17 protein-coding genes are annotated in these 23,176 nt (G+C 66.3%); all 17 read right to left on the bottom strand.

The annotated features are described in order from the left end of the window. Nucleotides 1-43: 43 nt before the first annotated feature. The 17 genes from QMC81_06120 to QMC81_06040 all read right to left on the bottom strand — a co-directional run bounded on the left by QMC81_06120 (nt 44) and on the right by QMC81_06040 (nt 23,030). A complete protein-coding gene (locus tag QMC81_06120; protein MDI6907044.1) occupies nt 44-1,723 on the bottom strand; it encodes a formate--tetrahydrofolate ligase in 1,680 nt (559 codons plus the stop codon). Next, on the bottom strand, nt 1,707-2,696 hold the full coding sequence (locus tag QMC81_06115) for a methylenetetrahydrofolate reductase (protein MDI6907043.1): 990 nt from the start codon (nt 2,694-2,696) through the stop codon (nt 1,707-1,709). The genes QMC81_06120 and QMC81_06115 overlap by 17 nt, the downstream gene beginning before the upstream one ends. Then, nucleotides 2,693-3,361: a methylenetetrahydrofolate reductase C-terminal domain-containing protein gene (locus QMC81_06110; GenBank protein MDI6907042.1), complete on the bottom strand. Its 669-nt coding sequence runs from the start codon at nt 3,359-3,361 to the stop codon at nt 2,693-2,695. The genes QMC81_06115 and QMC81_06110 overlap by 4 nt, the downstream gene beginning before the upstream one ends. 12 nt (nt 3,362-3,373) lie before the next feature. Continuing rightward, nucleotides 3,374-3,790: a hydrogenase iron-sulfur subunit gene (locus QMC81_06105; protein ID MDI6907041.1), complete on the bottom strand. Its 417-nt coding sequence runs from the start codon at nt 3,788-3,790 to the stop codon at nt 3,374-3,376. Nucleotides 3,791-3,819: 29 nt separating this feature from the next. Beyond that, on the bottom strand, nt 3,820-4,617 hold the full coding sequence (locus QMC81_06100) for a dihydropteroate synthase (protein ID MDI6907040.1): 798 nt from the start codon (nt 4,615-4,617) through the stop codon (nt 3,820-3,822). After that, nucleotides 4,614-5,567: an acetyl-CoA decarbonylase/synthase complex subunit delta gene (locus tag QMC81_06095; protein ID MDI6907039.1), complete on the bottom strand. Its 954-nt coding sequence runs from the start codon at nt 5,565-5,567 to the stop codon at nt 4,614-4,616. Before QMC81_06095 ends, QMC81_06100 begins: the two co-directional genes overlap by 4 nt. Continuing rightward, on the bottom strand, nt 5,516-6,358 hold the full coding sequence (locus QMC81_06090; GenBank protein ID MDI6907038.1) for an AAA family ATPase: 843 nt from the start codon (nt 6,356-6,358) through the stop codon (nt 5,516-5,518). Before QMC81_06090 ends, QMC81_06095 begins: the two co-directional genes overlap by 52 nt. A 37-nt stretch (nt 6,359-6,395) precedes the next feature. Beyond that, complete coding sequence (gene acsC / locus QMC81_06085; GenBank protein ID MDI6907037.1) at nt 6,396-7,748, bottom strand: acetyl-CoA decarbonylase/synthase complex subunit gamma; 1,353 nt, start codon at nt 7,746-7,748, stop codon at nt 6,396-6,398. A gap of 22 nt (nt 7,749-7,770) precedes the next feature. Beyond that, on the bottom strand, nt 7,771-9,948 hold the full coding sequence (gene acsB, locus QMC81_06080) for an acetyl-CoA decarbonylase/synthase complex subunit alpha/beta (GenBank protein ID MDI6907036.1): 2,178 nt from the start codon (nt 9,946-9,948) through the stop codon (nt 7,771-7,773). Nucleotides 9,949-10,113: 165 nt separating this feature from the next. Beyond that, nucleotides 10,114-11,001 (bottom strand): bifunctional methylenetetrahydrofolate dehydrogenase/methenyltetrahydrofolate cyclohydrolase FolD, encoded by an 888-nt coding sequence (folD, locus tag QMC81_06075; protein MDI6907035.1) that lies wholly within the window; start codon nt 10,999-11,001, stop codon nt 10,114-10,116. Nucleotides 11,002-11,011: 10 nt separating this feature from the next. Further along, nucleotides 11,012-12,949 carry an anaerobic carbon-monoxide dehydrogenase catalytic subunit gene (gene cooS, locus QMC81_06070; protein ID MDI6907034.1) on the bottom strand — a complete coding sequence of 646 codons (1,938 nt, stop codon included), beginning with the start codon at nt 12,947-12,949 and terminating at the stop codon, nt 11,012-11,014. After that, a complete protein-coding gene (locus QMC81_06065) occupies nt 12,946-15,417 on the bottom strand; it encodes a molybdopterin-dependent oxidoreductase (protein MDI6907033.1) in 2,472 nt (823 codons plus the stop codon). Before QMC81_06065 ends, cooS begins: the two co-directional genes overlap by 4 nt. Beyond that, nucleotides 15,368-17,278, bottom strand: a complete 1,911-nt coding sequence (locus tag QMC81_06060; protein ID MDI6907032.1) for an NADH-quinone oxidoreductase subunit NuoF — start codon at nt 17,276-17,278, stop codon at nt 15,368-15,370. The genes QMC81_06065 and QMC81_06060 overlap by 50 nt, the downstream gene beginning before the upstream one ends. Continuing rightward, the gene (locus QMC81_06055) at nt 17,271-17,756 is read right to left on the bottom strand and encodes an NAD(P)H-dependent oxidoreductase subunit E (GenBank protein ID MDI6907031.1); all 486 of its coding nucleotides are present in this window, start codon (nt 17,754-17,756) and stop codon (nt 17,271-17,273) included. The genes QMC81_06060 and QMC81_06055 overlap by 8 nt, the downstream gene beginning before the upstream one ends. A gap of 298 nt (nt 17,757-18,054) precedes the next feature. Continuing rightward, nucleotides 18,055-19,959, bottom strand: a complete 1,905-nt coding sequence (locus tag QMC81_06050; GenBank protein ID MDI6907030.1) for an ASKHA domain-containing protein — start codon at nt 19,957-19,959, stop codon at nt 18,055-18,057. Between the two features lie 54 nt (nt 19,960-20,013). Further along, complete coding sequence (locus QMC81_06045) at nt 20,014-21,381, bottom strand: RtcB family protein (GenBank protein ID MDI6907029.1); 1,368 nt, start codon at nt 21,379-21,381, stop codon at nt 20,014-20,016. Nucleotides 21,382-21,497: 116 nt separating this feature from the next. Continuing rightward, entirely contained in the window at nt 21,498-23,030 is a 1,533-nt protein-coding gene (locus QMC81_06040; protein ID MDI6907028.1) for a YifB family Mg chelatase-like AAA ATPase, read from the bottom strand. Nucleotides 23,031-23,176: the final 146 nt, after the last annotated feature.

Genomic DNA, 23,176 nt, shown 5'->3' with positions numbered 1-23,176 from the left:
TGTTGTCGTGATTCAAAAGCGGTGTTCCGGGCGTGAGGTTTTCTTAGAAAAGCCCTAATACGTTGCCGTCCGCATCGAGATCAACTCTTTCCGCCGCCGGAACCCGCGGAAGACCGGGCATCGTCATTGTTTTCCCGGTCAACACCACCAGGAACCCGGCCCCCGCCGCGGGCCGAATTTCCCGCACCGTGAGCTTCCAACCTGTAGGACGGCCGAGCAGCTTTGGGTTATCGGAAAGCGAACTCTGTGTCTTCGCTACGCAAATCGGAAGGCGGCTTAAGCCGAGGCCGTCCAGGTCGGCGATCTGCTGAGCGGCCTGATCGGTGTAGACAACACCGTCGGCGCCGTACACCTTGCGGGCGACGGTCTCGATTTTCGCCTTTACCGGCAGGTTCCAGTCGTAAAGCGCTCGGAAGGCGAACGCTTCACCGGAGTTTTCCAGGACATCGAGCACTTTAACCGCCAACTCCTCTCCCCCGGCGCCGCCGGCCGCAACCACTTCCGAAATCGCCACGGGTACGTCCTGCTCCGCGCAATGGCGCTGGATCAGATCCAGTTCCGCCTGATCGTCGGTCGGGAACCGGTTGACCGCGACCACGACCGGGAGCCCGAAATTATTCCTGATGTTGTGCACGTGCCAGTCGAGGTTGGCCAGACCGCGGCGCAGGGCTTCCAGGTCGGTTCGGCCGACCTCGGCCAGCGGCACCCCGCCGTGCAGGTTCAGGGCACGTACCGTGGCCACCAGCACCACCGCATCGGGTTTGAATCCGGCGTAAGGGCATACGATGTCAAAGAACTTCTCCGCCCCGAGGTCGGACCCGAAACCGCCCTCGGTGACCACGAAGTCCGCCAACCCAAGCGCCGTCCTCGTCGCGATGATGGAGTTGTTCCCGTGGGCGATATTGGCGAACGGCCCTCCGTGAATGAAGGCCGGTTGACCCTCGATCGTCTGCACCAGGTTGGGTTTGAGGGCGTCCTTCATCAGGGCCGTCAACGCCCCGGCCACTTTCAGGTCACGGGCGAAGACCGGTTTTCCGTTCCGGGTGTAGGCGACCAGAATCCTCCCCACGCGCTCCTTGAAGTCCTGCGGCCCCTCGGCCAGGCACATCAGTGCCATTATCTCCGAAGCCACCGTAATGTCGAAGCGGGCCTCGCGCGGCACGCCGTCGGCCGGCCCGCCCAGGCCGCACACGATATTGCGCAGGGCACGGTCATTCATGTCCACCACCCGTGGCCAGATGACTCGCTTGGCATCGATCTGCAGTTCATTCCCGTTGTACAGGTGGTTGTCAAGCACCGCCGCCAGGAGATTGTGCGCGGCCGAGATGGCGTGCAGGTCTCCCGTGAAGTGAAGGTTGATATCCTCCATCGGCACCACCTGGGAGTACCCTCCGCCGGCCGCGCCCCCCTTGATGCCGAAAGTCGGCCCCAGCGACGGCTCGCGCAGACAAACCATCACCCTCTTGCCCAGACGCCCGAGCGCCTGGGTCAGGCCGATCGCGGTGCAGGTCTTCCCCTCGCCGGCGGGCGTCGGGGTGATGGCCGTGGTGAAGATCAGTCTGGCGCGGGGATGCTCCTTCGCCCGCCGGTAAACATCGAGGCTGACCTTGGCCTTGTACCTGCCGTATGGCTCAATTTCATCGGGCGTCAAACCCAGATCGGAGGCCACCTCCTCAATCGGCCTCAACCTGGCCCGGCGGGCTATTTCAATGTCCGGCAGCATCACTGTCGCCCCCTCCTTGAGTTGTACTGATTCGTGGCCGCGGGTAAAGCCCTGCTTCGGCCACAAGTTCGGGCACCACGTCCTCCCAGTTGACGGCCATAATGTGCACTCCGCTGACACCCTCGATATCGCGCAACTGCCGTATAATCTCCAGGGCGATGCGCCGGCCCTCGCCCAACGGGTCGGCGGCCCGTTCCATGCGCCTGATCAACTCATCGGGTACCGTGATCCCGGGCACGCGGCTCATATAGCGGATGGCGCGGTCCGACTTCGGCGGTATGACCCCGGCCAGGATGAAGGCCCGTTTATGCCAGCCGGCCGCCCGTACGGCGGCCATCCACTCGCTGAAGGCCGGAACATCGTAGACCACCTGGGTCTGAATGAACTCCGCACCGGCCGCTATCTTCTTGCCCAGGCGGAGGACACGGAGTTCGACGGGGCCGGCGAAGGGGTTCTCCACCGCGCCGATGAAGACGCGCGGGGGAGCCTTGATTTCCTCGCCGCACAGAAAGAGCCCCTCGTCGCGCATTCGCCGTACCGCGGCCGTCAGTTGGACGGAGTCCAGGTCAAAGACCCCTTTGGCCTCCGGATGGTTGCCGAACCGCTGGTGATCGCCGCTCAGGCAGAGGACGTTTCTGATCCCCAGGCTGGCCGCCCCGAGCAGGTCCGACTGCAGAGCGATGCGGTTGCGGTCGCGCGTCGTCATCTGGAGCACCGGGTCGCCGCCGGCCTGCAACACGTGTACGGCGGCCGCCAGGCTGCAGAGCCGCACCACCGCCGTCTGGTTGTCGGTCAGATTCTGCGCGTCGGAGTATTCCTTCAGCTCGGCGGCAAGCCGCCGGATCCTGGTGCCGTCGGCATGTTTCGGCGGGCCGATCTCGGCGGTAACGGCGAAGATGCCGGCCCGCAGGACGGCCTCCAGACGGCTTGCGGCCGCATTCTTTTTTTTGTCCGTTTGAGGGCCGGTGCTCATCGCATTGCATCCTCCCGTATCACCCTGCGCAGTCCCCCTGAACGCGAACTAACCCAGTTCTTGGGTGGTCTGATCGACCGCAGGTCGTCAAGGCTCTTCCGCTCCTTCATCCGACGGTAGATCATTTCCCAGGCGCAGGGAAGGTCGGGGTCGACCTCGCACATCCCGCCGCTCGAACCGCCGCACGGACCGTTCAACAGGCTCTTGGCGCAGCGCGTAACCGGGCAGATCCCCGCGGTCTGATCGAGCACACACTCCCCGCACATTGCGCAGCGCTCCTCCCACACCCCGGGGGCTGTCGTACCCCCGCCGCCGACGGTATCCACCCCGGGGATCACCGGCACGCCGGGGTATCTCTCGGCGATGAACTGCACGCCGACCCCGCAACCCAGCGAGATACACGCCTCTACCTGTTCCACAAGAGGGTCGAGCGGCGCAAGGTAGGCGGTATCGCACTGGCGCGCTACGGTCGCCTCCGTGACCATCAAAGGCAAGCCCTCTTTGAGGCCGGCGATGCGGAGCAGGTGAGCAAGGCAGGAGACCTCCTTCCTGCCGCCCGCCTGACACACCGTTACACATTCCTGGCAGCCGATCACCGCCAGGCGCCTGGCGCCGCCCAAACCCGCCAGGATAGATGAAACCTGCCTCGGCCGGGCAAGAATCATGCTCTTCCCCCCCTATCGAGCGCCGCCGCTCCCCGCCACCGGGCCCAGGGCGCGGATGACGTCCGTCATTTCCTGCATCAGGCCGATGAAGGCGCTCCCCATGGCGGCGGAGATGTTGAACATCCGCAGGCGTTCCGGTTCCAGGCCGATGTCCCACAGGCGGTTCCTCAAGATCCGCACCCTTTTACCGGCCCGGAGATTACCGCTTTGGTAATGGCAGTCGCCTTCGAGGCAGCCTGATACGCACACTCCGTCGGCGCCGTTGGCGAAAGCCCACAGGATATGCTCTTCGCTCACCCGGCCCGAGCAGGGCACCCTGATAATCCGGATGTTCGCCGGATACTGAAGGCGGAGCACGCCGGCCAGGTCCGCCGCCCCGTAGGCGCAGTGGTGGCAGCAGAAAGCGATGATCCTCGGCTCAAAACTCATTCCTTCCGCCTCCGTGTAACGTGTGTTCGCTAGGAGTGCCGCCGCCCCGCGCTTCCGAGAAACGCGTCGCTGTAAATCTCCTTGCCCAGCAACACGCGCCCCGCGGCGATGGTTTCCCTGAGCTGTCCGTCGCCGACGTCGGCGATGGCGGCGTCCAATCCGGCGGCCATAGCCATGGCTGCAAAGGTGCGGTTGAGGAGGGGCCGGTGCGGACAACCCTGCGAGACGTTGCTGAGGCCGATCACCGTCCGTGGCGGGGGATCGGACAGCGACTTGACCTGGCGTATCGTCTCCAGCACCTGCACGGCATGCTCCTGCCCCACATTGACGGGCAATACCAGCGGGTCGATAAAGAGATCCGCCACGGGATAGCCGAGTTCATCGGCGGCGACCACGATCTCCATCGCCATGGCCAGGCGGTCGGCGGCGTCCCTCGAAACGCCCTGCCGGTTCATGGTCAACGCGATCAGATAGGCGCCGTACTCCTTGGCCATCGCCAGATACCTCTCCAACTGGTCGCGCTCGGCCGTGGTCGAATTGATGACCGGTCTCCCCTTGGTGACGGCCTTCAGGCCGGCTTCGATCACCGGGAGTTTGGCGGCGTCGATGCAGAGCGGGGTATCGACGACTTCTTCCACCGTTTTCACCAGCCAGGGCATTACCGCCGCCGGGTCATCCACGGCCGGCCCGGTGTTCAGGTCCAGGTAGGCGGCTCCCTGCCCACGCTGGGCTATCGCCAGCCGCTGGATCGGTTCGGGATTCCGCGTCTGGATGGCCGTCGCCACATCCCGGAACAGCCCGTTGATACGCTCACCGATCAGCATCATAGCGGCATCTCTCCCTCAGCCAGAGATCCGACGTGTTGTCGCACCGCGCGCAGCGCCCCGGGATGAAGCATCACCAGCATATCGGCCCCGGAGAGGACCAGGGCGGCCGCGGTGAGGGCCTCCCAGACGACGCCCTGGACGATCCCGTCGGCGGGGCCGTTCTTCGCCTCTTTGGCCCGCCATGCCTCACAGCCGCAAAACACGATCATCGGGGAGGCCAGGCTCGCCTCGCCCTGCAAGGCGGCCAGGCGGATGCGCTCCATAACGGAGTAAGTGTATTCGAGACCGTACCCCAACCCGCCGGTGGTGGGGTCCATCACGATCTGTTCCTGCGGCATGCCCAGGTCGTTGAGCAGGACGCAGACCTGTTTCTGCATGTTGACATCGACCGGACTCTGGGCGATCACGGCATGCCCGTTGACCATGGCCGCGGCGGCGATGGTGCGGTAGTTGTCGCCGGTCACCGGCCCCACCAGGCAGCGCGTGCCGGCACAGGCCTCGCAGACGCTCTGCAACACGGCGTTGTCCTTGGCGGCATTGCCGCACCCCAGTATGACCAACGGTACCTCTGCGGCCGCCAGCACCTCCCGGGCCAGACCGGCGCACGCCTCCGGCGAGGCGTCGCCGTGCTCGGGATCGGCGCCGCGGAGCCGCAGGCAGATGAACTCCGCTCCCCAGTCCCGGACGGCGCATCGGGCCCAGGTCAGCGGGTCGCCCGCCACGGGGCCCAGGACCTCCTCCAGGGGGGCGGGCCACGACTCCGGCACCACGTCCCATACCTCCGCCCCCACCGCGGGGAGATGGGCGAGCGGTCCGTCATAGGTGAGGAAGGGCAGGGCCCCCGCTCCGCCGATCGACAGCCGCCGGCTGCCGCCCTCCGTGTTCAGCTCCCCCAGTTCTACTTCATTGATCCTGAAGGGCGGATGTTCCCGGTAAAGCTCGAACGGCATGGCAATGTCACCTTCTTTCGCAAGTTCCGGTTCGGCTGCAACAGTTCATCGAGCACGGGCTCCAACCAGCGCACCGCCGCCGCCTCATCCGGCAGCCCCAGAAGCGGCTCTCCGGCCGCGTCGCCGGCGGCGAGCCTGAAGTCGTACGGCAGGACGCCCGCGAACTCAAGGCCCGTGGCGGCAGCCTCCTCGCGCATCGCCGGGCTCAGCTTCCCCTGCACCTTGCAGATCATCAGGCATTGCCGTTTCACACGCAGGCCGAGTGCGGCCACGAGGCGGGCCACGCGTCCGGCGGACCGCACCCCGCGCATGCTGTTGTCGCTGACCACGAGGAGCAGATCAACGAGATCGGTGGTGCGGCGGCTGAGGTGCTCGAGCCCGGCCTCATTATCGACCACGACGAAGGCGTAATTGTTCTCCAGCTTCTCCATGACCGCACGGAGAAGGGCGTTGGCGTAGCAATAGCACCCGGGGCCGTCCGGCCGCCCCATGGCGATGAGGTCAACCGGGCCGCCGTCCGCTTCCATGAGCGCCTCCCGTACACGCGCATCAACATAAGATGTCTTGTCCATCCCTCCGGCCATGGGGGACGTCCCCTGAATCTCCTGCAAGACATCCATGAGGTCGACGCATGGAGACAGGCCGAGGGCCTCGCCCAGATTGGCGTTCGGGTCGGCGTCCACCGCCAGCACCGGCCCCGGTCCGTGCCGCATAAGGTAACGGATCACCAGGGCGGCGACCGATGTCTTCCCCGAACCGCCTTTCCCTGCCACGGCGATTTTGCATTCCATCCGACCACACCCCCTCCGGTTCGTATCCGGATCGCCGTCAGCCGGCCCGGCCCGACGTGTAGGCGCGCAGAAAGGCGGGTATCCCGGCCGCCTCGCGGGGACCGACGCTGACCTCCCATCCCGAAAGGTCGGCGAGCCGTCCGCTCAGCACGGCCACATAGCCGGGAATGATGACCCGCCGGTGATCGACTCTTTCGCCGACGGCGGTCTTATCCAGCGCCTCACTGATTTGCTCCGCGCCGAACTTCCCGGAGGCCCAGGCCGTAAGGACGGAGGTGCCGTCGGTGTCCACCGTCACCAGGTAGCTCCCGATCCTGCTTGCCTCGACCTCGTTGACCACCGAGAAGTAGGTCAGCGAGAAATTGGTGGTCACAAGCACCGGGGCGTTGCGGCCGGGGTTTCCGATGGTGTAGCACGTGGCCTCGACCTGGATCGGTTTTTGGGGGTCGGTGTAGATGTCTTGCCGCAATGTCAGCAACGGCAGGACCACGGCCGGCTCAACCGTATCCACGACGACGATGCTCGCGTACTTGGCGACATAGGTCCCGGCCTCAAGGACGGCCCGGTAGGCATCCCCGTTTCCGCTGACCGAGGTGAGAATGGGCAAGCCGAAAGGACGGAAGCGCTTCTTGATCGCCATCCGCCGGATGGCGGTGGCGGCCCGTAACGTGTCGCCGACACCGGAGCAGGCCGCATGCAGAATAATATCCCTGTGTCCGGCGCGGATGATCTCTTCACTGAGACCGGCGAGACGCGCGGGGTCTTGCGCCGTCACGACCAGGGGACAGTTGTGCTCCCGCGCCAGGGAAGCCATGGCCTCCCGGTTGCTCTCGGTCGCTCCCCAGAGAAGAGGGCGTTCCGCGGCGCAAACGCCGAGCGCATCCCGCATCGCCGCAGGATCAGGGGTCGCCAGGATGAGCGGCAGCGGGCTGTGCGCCCGCACCAGCCGCACGGCCCCGACGAAAGCCTCCGCTTCCGGACCGGTCTGGCGCACGGCGACCATATCGACGCGCATCGTCAGGCCCACCCGTTCAAAGGCCAGGCTGTGAATACGCTGCAGCCGCTCGACCAGTTGCGGCTCGGGGAGATCGTCCCGCACTTCGATGGCGACCGCCGTGGGGTGATAAAAGGTCTTTTCATGGCGGAAGAGGACCACTTCCCCTCCCAGCTCGACCGCGTTTTCCCCCCGGCCCACGGCGATCAGCCGTACCGGCGGTTCGGCCGCCGCGCCGAGGGTGGCGCGGGCCTCATCCGAAGCATGGGCACAGGCCTCCAGGGAGGCCTTCCCGGCGGCCAGGGCCATGGCGAAGGCCATGCACGTCGCAAACCCGCAGTCGCGGCAGTTGGTTTTCGGTAAAAGTTTAAAGATTTGCAGTCCCGTCAACGCCATCCTCGCGACACTCCTTCAGCGATTACATGATCGGTGCCAGGCTTAAGGCCGGATGTTGCTTTGCCTCGAGGAACGGGAAAATATCGTCCGGCGAGGTGCCCACCGTTTCGTCGGCGACGCGCTCGTAGAGGTCCGGGATCCCGATCTCGGCCCCGCGGCGAAGAAGCCCTGCCCTGAGGTACTCCTTGAGCTGACGCGGCATCCAGACCACGCGGGGCAGACCGCCGTCGGCCTGAATGAAGCGCCGGCTCAGGATGTAAGCCCTGGCGAGTCCCATGAAGCCGGGGGTCTGCTCGCCTCCTCCCACCATCCCGGCCAGGGTCGAAAACCGCATCCCGATGGGCGTATCCCCCGAATACTCGCGGTTCACGATAAAGATCCCGTTGGCCTCGGGGAGGACGGCGGCGATGGCTTCGAAGCACCCGCAGGAGGTCATCGGGTTTTCCATCATCGAGTAGAGGTTGAGGGCCGTGATCTTGCCCTGGGTGTAGCGCTCCATGGCGCTGTTGACGCCGCTGAATTGCCCCCGTACCTCATCGATGCATGTACCGATCGCCACCGGCTGGTTGGGTCCGGTCTGCTTGAGCTCGTAGGAGGCCCGCGCGTCGAGCCAGTTCACCGCGCCGCACAGCCCCAGTCTCTCGGGCGTGACGACGCAGATGTGGGCGGGGGCGAACGATTGACAGAGACTGCACGTATAGAACGTGTCGACGGCCTCATCGGTCAGGGAGCCCAGCCGTTCGTCACGGCGCCTGTACTGCGCGCGCGCCGTTTCCTGCTCGGTGAGCACCAGGTCCGGCATGGAGTAAAGTGTCACCTGGACCTTATCCACGAGCGACCCGAACTCCGCCTTGACCCGGTTGGCGACGGCCTCCCCGATGTGGCGCAGGCGCAGGCCGGCGGCGAAGGCTTTCTTGGATATGCGGATGCGGACGATATCGCGCTGGCCGATGTGCACGACGCCCTCCAGGTAGTTAACGAAATAGTGCAGGCGTCTCTCGAGGACGGGCTCGAACTCCTCCTTCATTTTCCGGCCCGCGACCTCCACAACGAGACCCAACGGAAGAATACCGCCCTCACCCAGGTTATCCAATTCGGGCCCGACGACCTGTACCCGGCCGTCCTCCACCTCGCTCATCGGGCGCGTCACGAGGAACTCAAAGGCCGGAGCGCGTCCGGCGCCGATTTCCACAAAGGTGTCGGGCCGGCGGATGATCTCGCCCTCAAACGCCGGGCCGAAGGCCACGGGCACCTCGAGTTCGGCCGCGGCCACCTTCAGTCCCCGCACTTCGACGGCCCGGGCCACAATCCGGTCGTGCGGGACGCCCGAGACCACGTGTTCATAGGTGCAGACACCGTAGGGCAGGATCTGGGGGATGTCGGTGTCGGCGATAACCGGAAATCCGAAGTTGATCGCTCCGGCGGCGGTGGCATACCACTCGTCGGTGACCGGGCCGAGCGCCAGGACGAAGGCGAAGACGCGGTCCTTGTTGTACATGAGCACGCGGTGATAGTCGCCGGGACTCACCCCGCCGAACGAGAGGGCCACCCGCGTGGCGAACCCGAGGGAGAAGATATGGGCGTACACCTCTTCACCGAACGGGACCAGCCGGGTGGGCCAGCCGAGCTGCACGTCCGCCGCGGCCAGTTGTTCCGCGAAGCTGGCGCCGTCCGTCCGTCCCGCCATGAAGACATAGAGGTTCTTCTGCTGCATCTCCCGGGCGAGTTTCACCGCCGTGGCCGTATCCGGCGCCGCGCCGACGACGGCGGCGAAACCGGGGGCGCGACCGTCCACGAATTCGATGCCGCGCTCGCGCAGAATGACGTCGTCTGCGGCGCCCAGCCAGATACCACCCGGACTTGAACCGGTGACATACCGCAGGGCCTCGATGATCTCCTCGGCGAACAGTGTCGCCATGCCCGCGTCCAGCGCCGGGCCGAGGTACGGAGTCCATCGCTCCCGCGCCGGCAAGGGAGGGAGAAGCTCCCTCGCCAGCGCCAGCACCGGTTCGGCATCGGCCAGTCGGGTCACCTTCCGCCCGGTGATACCATAAATCACGGGAAGATAGTACCCGGTGTTGGGCAGTTCGACGGGATGATCCGCCCCCAGGGTGTCTAATGCTTCCTGGAGCCGTTTTTCGGCGCGCCGCACGATGCTGTGCGCGCCGCGAATGGCTGCCGTGGCAATGTTCCTGGACAAGGAAAACGCCTCCCCTTCGCCGTCAACAGGGTGTGTAAACCGAGTATAATCGCGGCATACGCCGGGACCAAGATCCTGAGCGTTAATCGCCGTGGTCTTCCGGCGAGACGCAGTTATGCCGGATGACGGGTCACTTGGAGCGGGTGACGCCCGTTCAATAGGTCGTTACACACCGTCCGGGGCATCCCAGGGACCGGTGGGGACGGTCGCCTGCCGCTTCGCCGCCAGGAGGGTGTTAACCAGGAGCATGGTGACCGTCATCGGCCCGACCCCGCCGGGCACGGGCGTGGCAGCCGAAGCGCGCCGGACGACGCTGTCCCAGTCGACATCGCCCACCAGGCGCCCGTCGACGCGGTTGATGCCCACGTCGACCACCACCGCGCCCTCCTTAACCATCGCCCCGGTCACCAACCGCGGACGGCCGACCGCGACCACCAGGATGTCGGCCTGCCGCGTCAGGGCCGTGAGATCCGGTGTCCTGGAGTGGCACACCGTGACCGTGGCATGGCGCTGCAGCAGCAAAGCCGCCGTGGGTTTGCCGACGATATTGCTGCGACCGATCACGACGGCATGGCGGCCGGCGATGGGAACCCCCGCCCGTTCCAGAAGAGTGATTATTCCATGCGGCGTGCACGGAACGAGGCACGGCTCGCCCGCCTGGAGTTTCCCTACGTTAAGCGGGTGAAAGCCGTCGACGTCTTTTTCCGGCCGAATAGCGCCGGTCACAACCAATGAGTCCAGGTGCTCCGGGAGGGGCAGCTGGACCAGAACCCCGTGCACGCTGTCGTCCTCATTCAACTCGTCAAGGAGGTCAAGCAACTCCCGCATCGAAACGCCGGCGCTGAGACGGTGGACCCGGGATCGCATGCCGACCTCGCGACAGGCGTTCTCCTTGTTACGGACATAGGTCTGTGACGCGGGATCATCGCCGACGACCACCACCGCCAGGCCGGGAGCGAATCCCCGTTCGGCGGCGAACACCTCAACCTCCCCGGCGACCTCCGCGCGGATCACGGCGGCTGTCGCCTTACCGTCCAAAACCCTGGCTGTCATTGTGATCCTCCTATCCCGCCCCGATCTGCCGGCGCATCTCCATATCGAACAGCACGCGTTCTCTGGCCTGCTCAATGCCGAGCGCCCGCCTCCGGGCGTCGATGTGCTCGACGATCCGGCGGGCCATCAGCATCGGATCCGGCTCAAAGAACCACCTGCCGCCGGTAAGCCTGGCGATATCCTCAAAAAGGAAGCGCGAGAACCTCTCGCTACCGAGTGTGGGGAATCCGACGCCGAAACCGACCGTTACGCCGCTGGTTACAAAGTACTGTCCGATGGCGATCGCCTTTTCGCTCATCCATTCGGGCGCGCATCCGGCGAGCGGGAGGTCGGCGATATCGTCGCCGAGGCCTCCCTGCCGCACCATTTCCGTGGCCGCCACCAGCAAACGGCTGTTGTCGACGCAGGAACCGCAGTGCAGCACCGGCGGAATGCCCACCGCTTCGCAGACCTCCCGGAGGCCGGATCCGGCCAGGTCGGCCGCTTCCGGGACCAGGAGCCCTTCCTTGGCGCAGTTGATGGCCGCGCAGCCGGTGGTGAGCACCAGGACATTGTTCGCGATCAGTTCCCTGACCACGGCGGTGTGCAGGTCCCCGAAGCGCACCCGCGGGTTCGAACAGCCCACCACGGCCGCGACACCCCGGATGCGCCCGTTGATGATGTTCTCGTTGAGCGGGCCGTAGCCGGCCCGGAAACGGCCGCCGAGCATGTAACGGATCGCCTCGTGCGAGAAGCCTGCGACCACATCCATCTCTTCCCGCGGGATTTCAACCACGCCGCGCCGCGGGAAGTTTTCAACGGCCTTGATGATCAACTCCCGGGCCGTCTTGTCGGCGTGCGCGGGATCAAACTCGACATGTGCAACCCCTTCAATGCGCGCCCTGGGCGAGGTGGTCACCAGCGCGGTATGATAACACGCCGCGACATTGGCAAGGCCCTGCATCACGCATTGCACATCGACCATCATCAGATCCACGGCGCCGGTAATAATGGCCAGTTCCTGCTGAAGCACGCTCCCGGCCACGGGAACACCCTGGCGCATCAGGAGTTCGTTGGCGGTGCAACAGATGCCGACAACGTTGATTCCCCGCGCTCCGGCGTCCCGGGCCCTGGCCAGCAGGTCCTCGTCGCGTGCCGCCTCCACCACGGCCATCGGCAGCATCGGCTCGTGCCCGTGCACCACGATGTTCACATGGTCCTCTCGTAAGACGCCGAGGTTGACTCTCCCGCGCGTCGGGCGGGGCGCGCCGAAGAGCACGTCCTGCAATTCGGTGGCGATCATGGAGCCGCCCCATCCATCGGCGAGAGCCGTCCGCATACCCTGGAGCATCAGGTGTTCGAAGTCCTGGTCCACGCCCACACTGGTGCGGTGGAGCATCTCCACGACCTCGCGGTCGATCCCGCGGGGAATGACTTCGAGGCGGCGCCAGATTTCGTAGCGCTTCGCGGGCGCCCGGCGGGCAAAAAGCAGCTCGCCGTCTTGACTCCCGAACTCGCCCTTCAGCATCTCGGCGACTTGTCTCGCCAGTCCGCCGGGCCCGGTATCCTTCGGGGTGAGGCCGAGAACCCCGGCCAGCGCCCGTACCTTTTCCGGATCCCGGACGGAGTAGATGGCGTTCTCACTGTGCAAGGCCTCCAGCGCGGTGGCGATCACCTCCCGGGCGTGGTCGCAGTGCGCGGCGGTGCCGGCGGCGATCATGCGTCCGAAATTCCGCGCGGCGATGGTGGCGGGAGTAGCTCCGCAGACGCCGCTCCCCGCTCCGGGGCCGTTTTCCCTCACCTGACAGGGACCCATCGCGCAGATACGGCAGCAGGTCCCGCCGGACCCGAAAGCACAGGTCCTGCGTCCCCGGACGCGGTCAAACACCGTGGGGACACCGTCGCGGCCCGCTTTAGCGATCATCTGCCGGGTGGCCCGGCAGACGGTCAGGTGGTTCTCTCTGTTCATCGGTCTCCATCCCTTCCTTGCGATCCATTCGCCGGGGTCAACCGGATCGGTGTCGGCCCCAGGGGCCATCTGTCGCCCATGACGGCCCGGGCCAGGGGTGTGTCCGGAGAGACCAGGACGACCCCCCGCTCCAATCCCTCGTCCAGTTTCACCCTGGTGCCGGCGCGTCCGGAGGGCGACCGGACCATAACCTCCGTTCCTTCCTCCAAGCCCAGGGCCGCGCCGTCCTCGGGCGCCAGGGAGACGTAATCGCCGCCGTAGGGCTCGAGTACGGTGAAGTCCTGCAACCGCAACCGGGGGTGAAAGAGAGGACCGGTTCGGGACGCCCAGCCGACGAGCCATAACCCGGACGAGTCCTCGCCGGCGGCGCCGTCGATCCCCACCGGCAGAAACATTGCTTTCGGCGGAGAGGACGCCAACGGCGATTCCTTTCCCGGCGGGCGCCGCTCATCCCCGCCGGCCGGCCGCGGCTCCAGGCGGGAGGCGATTTCCATCAGGATTTGCAGGTTCGTTATCTCCGCAGGGGCAGTTACCGCCTGCCTGAATCGAACAGGATTACCCGTAACGTCCGTGATACTTCCGTTCTCCTCCGGGATCCCGGAGGCGGGCAATACGACATCGGCCATGGCGGCCGTCGGTGTCAGGAACATGTCCTGAACCACGAGGAAATCGGCCTTCTCCATTGCATGACGGACCCGCTCCGGGTCCGGGAACGAGGAGACGGGATCCTCGGCCAGCACGTACCAGGCACGGTGGCGCTCCATGGCCGACAGGATATTCTCGGCGCCGGGGGTGGCGTCCCGGCCCGTCCCGCCCCTCGGGACCGTGCCTATGAGTCCGTAAGCATTGGCGACAGCGGCGACGGGGTGAAGGCCGCGTTCCCCTCTCCCCGTGAACAGGGCCAGGTTGACGGCCGCCCGGGCCGTACTGCGGTCCACGCCGTCCACGGCGAAGACCGTTACCGCCCTCGCTGCCGGATCTCCGAAGAGGCCGGCGGCGGCGCTGACGTCCACGTCACTGACCCCGCTGCCCGGGTCCCCCTCCGGGACCGTGTCGAGCGTGGCCAGGAAGTCTGCGAAGTTGTCGAGTCTCCGGCCGGGCAGCCGGGCCTTCCCGTCCTCTCTCAACAGCGCCGCCGCCATCCTTTGCAGGACCACGGCAGTCATTCCGGGACGGGGACGCAACCACACCCCCGCGGCCCGGGCCAGCCGGCCGCGGTAGGGGCCCACATAAATCAGCTTTGCGCCGCGCCCCAGCGCCCGGTTGATCGAGGCCCAGAGAGCGGGCGCCCGCCGGACGGCGTCGCCGATGACCAGAAGCACATCGGCGGCGGCCACATCCGCCAAAGCGGCATACCTGCCGCCGCTCACGGCCTGCAGATCACACAGCACGTCCAGCCCTCCGAAGCTCAGGGTGCTGTAGATGCGATCCGTCTGCAACCCGCCCCGCATGACCTCAAGAAAGCCGTGCCCGGTTTCTCTTGAAACGTCGGTGCCGAGAACTCCCCCGACGGCACCGGAACCCCACTTCCGCCACACCGTTTGCAGCCCCCGCGCCGCGGCCTCCAGGGCCTCCTCCCACTCGACGGGTTCCAGGACGCCGCCCTTTCTCACCATGGGCGCCGTCAGCCGTTCGGGGTGGCTGAAGCGTGTCCATCCGAACCGGCCGCGGCCGCAAAGGAAACCTGTCGGCCGGGGGGAGCTCGCTCGCACCACAGTGTTGTCCTTGAGGTGCAGGTCCACGGCACAGGCGGCGCCGCAAAGGTTGCAGACCGAAGGAGCCTTGCGGAGTTCCCATTCCCGGCCCCGCCCGCGCCCCGGCTTTTCCGTTAAGGCTCCCGTGGGACAGACCCCGACGCAACTCCCGCAGAAGTCGCAGCCGGACTGCAGCAACGGCCGGTCCCAGGGCGTCCCCACCTTCGTGTCCAGGCCCCGGTAAATGAAGTCGAGAATGCCGGCGCCCTGAAGTTTGCAGATCCGGATACAGCGACCGCAGAGGACGCAGAGGTTCGGATCGCGTATGATGAACGGATTGGCATCGTCAACCGCAAACCCGGGATCCTCATACGGGAAGCGATCGTGTTGCGCTCCCAGTTCGTAAGCATACCGCTGGAGGAGGCAGCGGCCGCTCGCCTCACAGGTCAGACACCCCCGGGGATGCCGCGACAGGAACAGCTCCACCACAAAACGGCGCGCATCCCGGATCTCGGCGCTGTTCGTGCGCACGACCATTCCCGGGGCCACCTCGCGCTTGCAGGCCACCACCAGTCCGCGGACTCCTTCGATCTCGACCAGGCAGAGGCGGCACGACCCGGTGCTCGGGAGTTCCGGACAATAACAGAGATGGGGAATATCGATGCCCAGGGCGGCCGCGGCCTCGATGACCGTGGTACCCGGGGCCGCCGCCGCTTGCCGCCCGTCAATGGTAAGAGTGATCAGGGCCGGTTCCTTCGTCGCCGGTGCCGTCATTGGCTCCACCCTCCCCGGTTGCCTCCGCGATGCATTCCATCGGGCATACGGACACACACGCCCCGCAGTTCACACAGAGAAGCAGGTCGATGGCGAGGCCGTTCTCCGTTTCCATAATGGCATGCTGTGGACACGTTTCCTCACAGAGACCGCATTGCACACATTCGGGTCCGATCGTCAAACGCTTCAATGTCTCGCAGCTCCCCGCCGGGCAGCGTCGCTCAAGGATGTGGGCCAGGTACTCTTCCCGGAAGAAACGAAGCGTCGAGAGTACCGGTCCGGGCGCAGACTTGCCGAGTCCGCAGAGCGACGTCCTGCTGATCAGACGACCGAGATCGTCCAGTTTCCGGAGATCGGCTTCCTCTCCCTTTCCCTCAACGATCCGGTTCAGGATCCTAAGCATCTGATAGGTCCCGATACGACAGGGCGGACATTTGCCGCAGGATTCCTGTTGCGTAAAGGAGAGAAAATAGCGGGCCAGATCCACCATGCAGGTGGTCTCGTCCACGACCACCAGCGCCCCGGATCCCATGGCGGATCCGACACCCTTGAGCGACTCGAAGTCAATGGGCAGGTCAAGGTGTTCCTCGGCGATGCACCCTCCACCGGGTCCCCCGATCTGCGCCGCCTTAAAGCGCTTCCCCTGCTCGATACCGCCCCCGATGTCGAAGACCACCTGCCGGACGGTCGCTCCCATGGGCACCTCGATCAACCCGGTGTACTTGACCTTGCCGGAAAGGGCGAAAACCTTGGTGCCCTTCGAACCCTCGGTACCGATACCCGCGTACCAATCGGCGCCGCGGTTCAGGATCAAGGGGACGTTGGCGAAGGTTTCGACGTTATTCAGGCAGGTGGGGCAGCCCCACAACCCGGCTTCCACCGAACGAGGCGGGGTGACGCGGGGCATACCCCGTTTTCCTTCAATGGAAAACATGAGTGCCGTCGATTCGCCGCAGACGAAAGCGCCGGCCCCGCGCCGGATTTCGATATCGAAGTCAAGGCCGCTGCCCAGGATATTCTTGCCGAGCAGCCCGAACTCGCGGGCCTTTTCGATGGCGATGCGCACGTGCTCGAGGGCCAGGGGGTATTCCTCGCGCACGTACACGAAACCCTCCCGGCAGTCACCGATGGCGTACGCGCAGATGATCATCCCCTCCAGGACGGCGTGAGGATCCCCTTCCAGCAGGCTGCGGTCCATGAACGCTCCGGGGTCGCCCTCGTCGGCATTACAGATGACGAACTTCCGCGTCCCGGTGGCCGCCCGCCCGGCCTCCCACTTCCGGCCGGTGGGAAAGCCGGCGCCGCCACGTCCGCGCAGCCCCGCACGCTTGATGAGGCTGATCACCGCCTCCGGTGACATCGTCTCCAGCACCCTGGCCAGGGCGCGATAGCCGCCCGCCGCGATGTAGTCCTCGATGGAGGTCGGGTCGATCAACCCGCAGTGCCGCAACACCAGGCGGGTTTGTCGCTGATAAAACGGCAGTTCGGAGGTTGAACCGATCGGTCGCCCGGTCTCCGGGTGCCGGCAGGCAAGGTGTTCGATCAGTTGTCTGCGTCGTACCGTCAAATCCACCAGTTTTGCCGCGTCGGAGGGCGTAACCCCTCCGTAAAGCCAGCCCTCCGGATCGACCATCACCAACGGGCCGTGCTGGCAGAACCCCTGGCAGCCGGTTCGCCGGACACTCACCTGAATTCCGGCGCGGCGAAGCTCCTCGGTCACCGCGTCGGCCACCCGTAATGAGCCGGCGGCCCGGCAGGCCGAGCCGGTGCAAACCCTGACCACGGGTTCGCCGGACGCGTATTGCGCCGCCAGGCGTTCCCGCAGCGCGGCCAGGTCCGCCGCACTCGCCAGTCTAGTCATTGCCGCCGTTCCCCTTTCGCAGGTCGGCAAGCACGCGTTCCATTTCTGGCGCCGGGACGACCTCGTTGTTCACCGTAACGACCGGAGCCAGCCCGCAGCAGCCGACGCAATTGACCGTTTCCAGAGTGAAGCTGAAATCCGGACTCGTCTCACCGTTCCTGAGGCCCAGCAGTTTCTCCACCTGCTGCAGAACGTTCCGGCTCCCCTGGACCTGGCATGCCGTTCCGGTGCATACCCGCACGGTATTCCGCCCCCGGCGTATAAAATGAAAACGGTCATAGAAGGAGGCAACCCCCCAGATGTGGGACAACGATACGCCCAGTTCCTCCGCCAGCACCCGCAAGGCATCCTCGGGCAAGTAGCCGAAGACTCCCTGGACATCCTGCAGGGCGTGGACAAGCATGCCTTCCCGCCCCGCATAGGGAGCCACGATGCCGCGAGTCCTCTCTAGCAGCGTGGTACCGCACTCTGTGACCAAATTCTCTCCCCCTTCACTCAGGCGGTTCACCAAAAGGCGTGAATTATAGGAGATATGGTAATTAGATTCGCCCGCCCCGGGCAACAAAAAAGCAGCCACCCGCTGGAAGTCCGCGGTGTGCTGCTTCTTACGACGTGTGGGTGATAGTTTTCAGCCTTTGGTGTTCAACCCTGATCTCTTCACCCCGTGCCGGCGGCCCTTCCCGGCGGGGCGGTTACCGTTCGGGGAAAGCGGACCGCACCGGCGCCGCCGGACGCGGTTGACGTACGGTCGGGGCGGGCCGCCGCTACGTTGCGGTCTAAGGATCAGCCAACCCATGGCCCGCAACCGTAGGAAACAACGATTCATCGGTGTGGGGAAGGAAGAGGGCCCGCATGAACTCGTCCATGAAGCCGGTCTCCATGCTCAGATCCAGGTAAGTCATGCGCTCGGCCGCCGCGGCGACCCGCGTCCGCACTTCGGCTGCCAACAGCGCCGCCCGCGCTCCCTTGAGAGCGGTGTTGCCGAGATATGAGTACCTTTCCGGCGGAAGGTCGGGCAAGAGCCCGATGGCCACCGCATCAGCGAGATGCAGGTAACGCCCGAAACCGCCGGCGATCACGACACGCTCAATCTCATTCAGCCCGATGCCGACTGCATTGAGCATGCTGCGAATGCCGGCGAAGACCGCGGCTTTCGCCCGAAGGATATTCGCGATTTCCGCCTCTCCGAGAGTAATGGCCCGCCCGCCCGCCGTTTCGGCCGGCCAGGCGATCACGAACTCAGGCCCGTCCGGTCCCGGCCGCAGCCGCGGTGTATCCACACCGTTGACGAAGCGCCCTGCACGGTCGACCACTCCCGCCCGCCGCAGCGCAGCCACAGTCCCGATCAGTCCGCTGCCGCAGAGGCCGGCCGGGGGAGCGTCGCCGACCGTACGCCGGACAACCTCGTAACCTCCGGCGGTGATGCCGACCCGCTCGATGGCCCCGGTCTCGGCGCGCATCCCGCAGGCGATTCCCCCGCCTTCAAAGGCCGGGCCCGCCGAGCACGCGCAGCCCACCAGCCACTCCCGGTTGCCGAGCACCATCTCCCCGTTAGTACCGACATCCAGGAAAAGGGTCAGTTCGTCGCTGACGTCAACCCCCGCGGCCACAAGGCCGCCTGTAATATCCCCGCCAAGGTAGCTGGCCACTCCCGGCAGCGTGTGCACCAGCGCCCGCGGGTGCAGCGCGAGCCCCAGTTCAGCCGCGCGAACAGCCGGCCATTCGTCGGCCGCCGGAACGTACGGCTCCAGCCGCAGGTATCTCGCATCCACCCCGAACAGGAGGTGGATCATGGTCGGGTTGCCGGCGCAGACGGCGGACCGCACGTCCAGCCCACTCCGCCCGAGCCCGGCCAGCATCGCCTGCAACACGCTGTTGATACTTGCCGCGGCCTCCCGCTGTAGATGCGCGAGGCCGTCCTTTTCCTCAACCGTGTAGACAATGCGCGAAATCACGTCGTCCCCAAAGGCCGCCTGACGGTTGTACGCCCCCGCCTCCGCCACCACCCGCCCGGTGGCCAGGTCCACCAGTTGCCCGGCCACCGTCGTGGTTCCCAGGTCAAGGGCCAATCCGAGGACGCCGTCGGTCGCGTAGCCCGGCGTCAGGGCCGAGACCTCTACGCCGTCGGCGCTTTCGGCCAGCCCTACCGTCACCCGCCACTGCCCCTCGCGCAGGACGCCCGGCAGATCCCGCAGGACATCCAGTCCGACCCGGAGCACCCTGCCCGGGACAACGGCTTCCAGGGCGCCGCGCAGCCGCGCCAAATCGTCCTTGGCATCATTCACCGTCGGAGGATCGAGGGCCACATTTACCGTCCGGTAGAGGGCCGACAGCGTACCAGGCACCGCATCCCGAAGTTCCGGCAGTAGGCGTTCGTCCCCCGCAGCCTCGATCAGGACCCGGTGTTCCCTCAGCCGCGCCGTCTCCGGGATCTCCACCACGAGGTCGCTCAGCGGGCGGCACCGGCAGGCCGGAACATCCGCCGGCCCCTCCAGCACGGTGTCCCCGTCGGACCCCAGGGCCACCCTCCCCTCGCGCAGCGTTACGCGGCAACGGCCGCACGTCCCGGCGCCGCCACAGGCCCCGCGGAGGACGATTCCGGCCGTTGCCGCCAGGGTGACCAGCTTTTCCCCCACCACATCCTCCACACTGACGTCATCAGGCAAAAACCGTACCCGCACAACCGCTTTCCCCCACCATGATGTTTTATCATAAGGATTGGCCCCGCTGGACTGCTAGTCCTTTCCCTTGATCACCGCCAGCGGCCGCATACGCGCGACCATGCGCGCAAGCCCGGCAGCGGCCAGGACGCCGACCACCTGCTCGATATCCTTGTAGGCCGAGGGCGCCTCATCCACGATCTCCCGGTAGTCCCAGGCGTTGTAAAGGACGTCGCCCATGGTCCGCTCGAATTCATCCCGGCTGATCGCCTTTTCCGCCGCCGTGCGGGAGAGCACCCTCCCGGCCCCGTGATTGATCGAGAAAAAGGTCTCGGCCGCCTTCTCGGTCCCGACCAGAACATAGGAGGCCGTCCCCATGCTCCCGGGTATGAGTGCCGGATGCCCGACATCCAGGTAGACCGGGGGGTTGCCCGGGTGCCCCGCGCAAAGCGCGCGGGTTGCTCCCTTCCGGTGCACCAGCAGGCGCCGCCCCCGGTGCGTCTCCCACTTGGCGATGTTGTGCGCCACGTCGTACACCGGCCGCAGCCCGAGCGCCTCCGGCGGGGAGCCCAGCACGTCGTTGAAGGCGCGCCGCACATCCGTCATAATGATCTGCCGGTTGGCGAAGGCGAAGTTCACCGCCGCCGACATGGCCCGGTAATAGTCACGCCCCTCGGGGGAGTCAACCGGCACGCAGGCCAGTCCCCGGCTCGGGAGTTCGATCCCGTAATGAGGCGCCGCCTCCGCCAGCCGGCGGGTGTAGTCCGTGCAGATCTGGTGGCCGAAACCGCGGCTCCCCGTGTGGATCATCACCGTCAGTTGGCCGGGGAAGAGCCCGAAGCGGCCCGCCAGCTCCGCGTCGTATATCTCGGTCACTTCCTGGATCTCGACGAAGTGGTTCCCGCCCCCAAGCGTCCCCAACTGCACCGCGCCCCGCCGCTGCGCCTGCCGCGAAACGGCCCCGAGGTCGGCCCCGGGCAGGAAGCCGCCCTCCTCGATATACTCAAGGTCCTGGCGCGCGCCGAACCCCTCGGCGACCACGGCCGCCGCGCCCCGGGCCGCCACCGCCTCAAAGATTTCCCCGCTGAGTCCCTTATGTCTCCCCTTCTTGCCTACGCCGGTGGGCACGTAGTACTCGATCCGCTCGATCAGACGCCGCAGGAGCGGCCTGTCGCAGTACCGTGCCTCCAGGCCGCTGCGAAGGAGACGGACGCCGCAGTTAATGTCCATCCCCACGGCACCGCAGGAGATTACCCCGTCGGGTTCCACGGCCATGACGCCGCCAATGGGCAGGCCGAAGCCCTCGTGGATGTCCGGCATGCCGAGAACCGGCTCCACCACTCCCGGAAGGGAGGCGGCATGTGCCAGTTGTTCCAGCGACTTATCCTCGTACAGCTGCGGCAGGAGTTCTTCGCTGATGTAAACCACTGCATCAACCAGCATCTTCCCCCGGCGGGGCAAACGCCAGCGGTTCTCCCCGTCCTTCTTCAGCTTCAACTCCACGCTCACACCTCCATCGCGAGGCCGCCGCCCCGGCAACGTCTCGGCCGCCGTGCACCCTAGGCCCAGTATTTCCGGTCCAGGTTGCGGTACTGCACGGCCTCGGCGACGTGGGGAGCCTGGATGTCGGCGCTCCCGTCCAGGTCGGCGATGGTGCGGGCGACCTTCAATATACGGTCATAGGCCCTAGCGCTCAACTGGAGTTGGCGGAAGGCCAGACGCATGACCTCGTGCGCATCCCGCCCCAGCCGGCAGTGGTGGCGGATCTCGCGCACGCCCATGCGGGCGTTGCAGTCCGCGCCGCTTCCGTCCAGCCGGGCGCGCTGCACGGCCCGTGCCCGCTCGACCCGCTGCCGAACCGCAGCCGAGTTTTCCCCGGGCGGGGCGGCCGCCAGGTCGTCGTATGCCACCCGCCCGACCTCGATCTGGATGTCGATGCGGTCCAGCAGCGGTCCCGAGACGCGCCCCAGGTAGCGCTGGATCTGGGCCGGGGTACAAAGGCACTCCTTGCCGGTATCGCCGAAATGCCCGCAGGGACACGGGTTCATTGCGGCTACGAGCATTATCCTCGCCGGAAAGCTGACGGCCGCCGAGACGCGGGCGACGGTGATCGTCCCGTCCTCCAGGGGCTGCCGCAGCGCCTCCAGAGCATCCCGCGGGAACTCCGGTAACTCGTCGAGAAAAAGGACGCCGTTATGCGCCAGACTGATCTCGCCGGGCCGCGGCACCCTTCCCCCGCCTGCCAGGGATACCGCCGAGGCGGTATGGTGCGGGGCGCGGAAGGGACGCCGGGTCACCAGGTGCTGCCCGGGAGCGAGGCGCCCGGCCAGACTGTGCACCTTCGTGCATTCGATGGCCTCTTCCGGCGTCAGTGCGGGCAGGATGCCGGGCAGCCTACGGGCGAGCATGGTCTTGCCGGCGCCCGGGCTGCCGACCAGCAGCAGGTTATGCCCTCCGGCGGCGGCGACCTCCAGGGCGCGGCGTGCCGCCGGCTGCCCCTTGATGTCCGCCAGGTCGAGTCCGCTCTCATCCCCCTCGGCCAGCAGGGCGTATACGTCGGCCGTACAAGGAGTGATCCCTTCTTCCCCCTGCAGGAACCGCACGACCTGGGCCAAGCTGACCACGGGATAAATCCCGGCCCCGTCCACCAGCGCCGCCTCCACGGCGTTACCCGCCGGCACGGCGGCCCGGGGGAAACCTCGGGCCACGGCCGCCGCCACTGCGGGCAACATCCCGGTCACCGGGCGCACGCTGCCGTCCAGGGACAGCTCCCCGAAGAGCAGGATGCTCCCGGCGGCGTCCGCCGGCGCCTGTTCCGTCGCCGCCAGGAGGCCTACGGCGATGGCCAGGTCATAGCCCGGCCCCTCCTTCCGTATATCGGCCGGAGCCAGGTTCACCGTAATCCTGCGGGAAGGGAACTCGAACCCCGCATTCTTAATCGCCGCCCGTACCCGATCCTTCGCTTCGCGGACGGCCGCATCCGGCAGGCCTACGATCTCCCAGCCCGGAAGGCCGCCTCCCGCGTCAACCTCCACGCGTACGATATGCCCTTCAAGTCCGGTCAGGGCGACGGTGTGAACTATGGCAAGCATAGATATACTCCCGTATCGTTTCTCGGCTGGTCTTCGGTATCTGCGTTATACCATTCGCCTCCGGCCTAGCCCAGTCCTGCTATCTGAGAAACCGGGGGCCTTACGGTAGCGAACGGGCGGAACTGGAGAAATAATCCCGCATACCC

This window comes from Thermoanaerobacterales bacterium, from assembly GCA_030019475.1.
Lineage (GTDB): Bacteria > Bacillota > Desulfotomaculia > Desulfotomaculales > JASEER01 > JASEER01.
This window is presented reverse-complemented; position numbering and strand designations above follow the sequence as displayed.

Excerpts from the sequence above, each read along its gene's own strand:
- QMC81_06120 (MDI6907044.1), bottom strand. The coding sequence starts at position 1,723 with ATGCTGCCGGACATTGAAATAGCCCGCCGGGCCAGGTTGAGGCCGATT.
- QMC81_06115 (MDI6907043.1), bottom strand. The coding sequence starts at position 2,696 with ATGAGCACCGGCCCTCAAACGGACAAAAAAAAGAATGCGGCCGCAAGC.
- QMC81_06110 (MDI6907042.1), bottom strand. The coding sequence starts at position 3,361 with ATGATTCTTGCCCGGCCGAGGCAGGTTTCATCTATCCTGGCGGGTTTG.
- QMC81_06105 (MDI6907041.1), bottom strand. The coding sequence starts at position 3,790 with ATGAGTTTTGAGCCGAGGATCATCGCTTTCTGCTGCCACCACTGCGCC.
- QMC81_06100 (MDI6907040.1), bottom strand. The coding sequence starts at position 4,617 with ATGATGCTGATCGGTGAGCGTATCAACGGGCTGTTCCGGGATGTGGCG.
- QMC81_06095 (MDI6907039.1), bottom strand. The coding sequence starts at position 5,567 with ATGCCGTTCGAGCTTTACCGGGAACATCCGCCCTTCAGGATCAATGAA.
- QMC81_06090 (MDI6907038.1), bottom strand. The coding sequence starts at position 6,358 with ATGGAATGCAAAATCGCCGTGGCAGGGAAAGGCGGTTCGGGGAAGACA.
- acsC (MDI6907037.1), bottom strand. The coding sequence starts at position 7,748 with ATGGCGTTGACGGGACTGCAAATCTTTAAACTTTTACCGAAAACCAAC.
- folD (MDI6907035.1), bottom strand. The coding sequence starts at position 11,001 with ATGACAGCCAGGGTTTTGGACGGTAAGGCGACAGCCGCCGTGATCCGC.
- cooS (MDI6907034.1), bottom strand. The coding sequence starts at position 12,949 with ATGAACAGAGAGAACCACCTGACCGTCTGCCGGGCCACCCGGCAGATG.
- QMC81_06065 (MDI6907033.1), bottom strand. The coding sequence starts at position 15,417 with ATGACGGCACCGGCGACGAAGGAACCGGCCCTGATCACTCTTACCATT.
- QMC81_06060 (MDI6907032.1), bottom strand. The coding sequence starts at position 17,278 with ATGACTAGACTGGCGAGTGCGGCGGACCTGGCCGCGCTGCGGGAACGC.
- QMC81_06045 (MDI6907029.1), bottom strand. The coding sequence starts at position 21,381 with ATGCTGGTTGATGCAGTGGTTTACATCAGCGAAGAACTCCTGCCGCAG.
- QMC81_06040 (MDI6907028.1), bottom strand. The coding sequence starts at position 23,030 with ATGCTTGCCATAGTTCACACCGTCGCCCTGACCGGACTTGAAGGGCAT.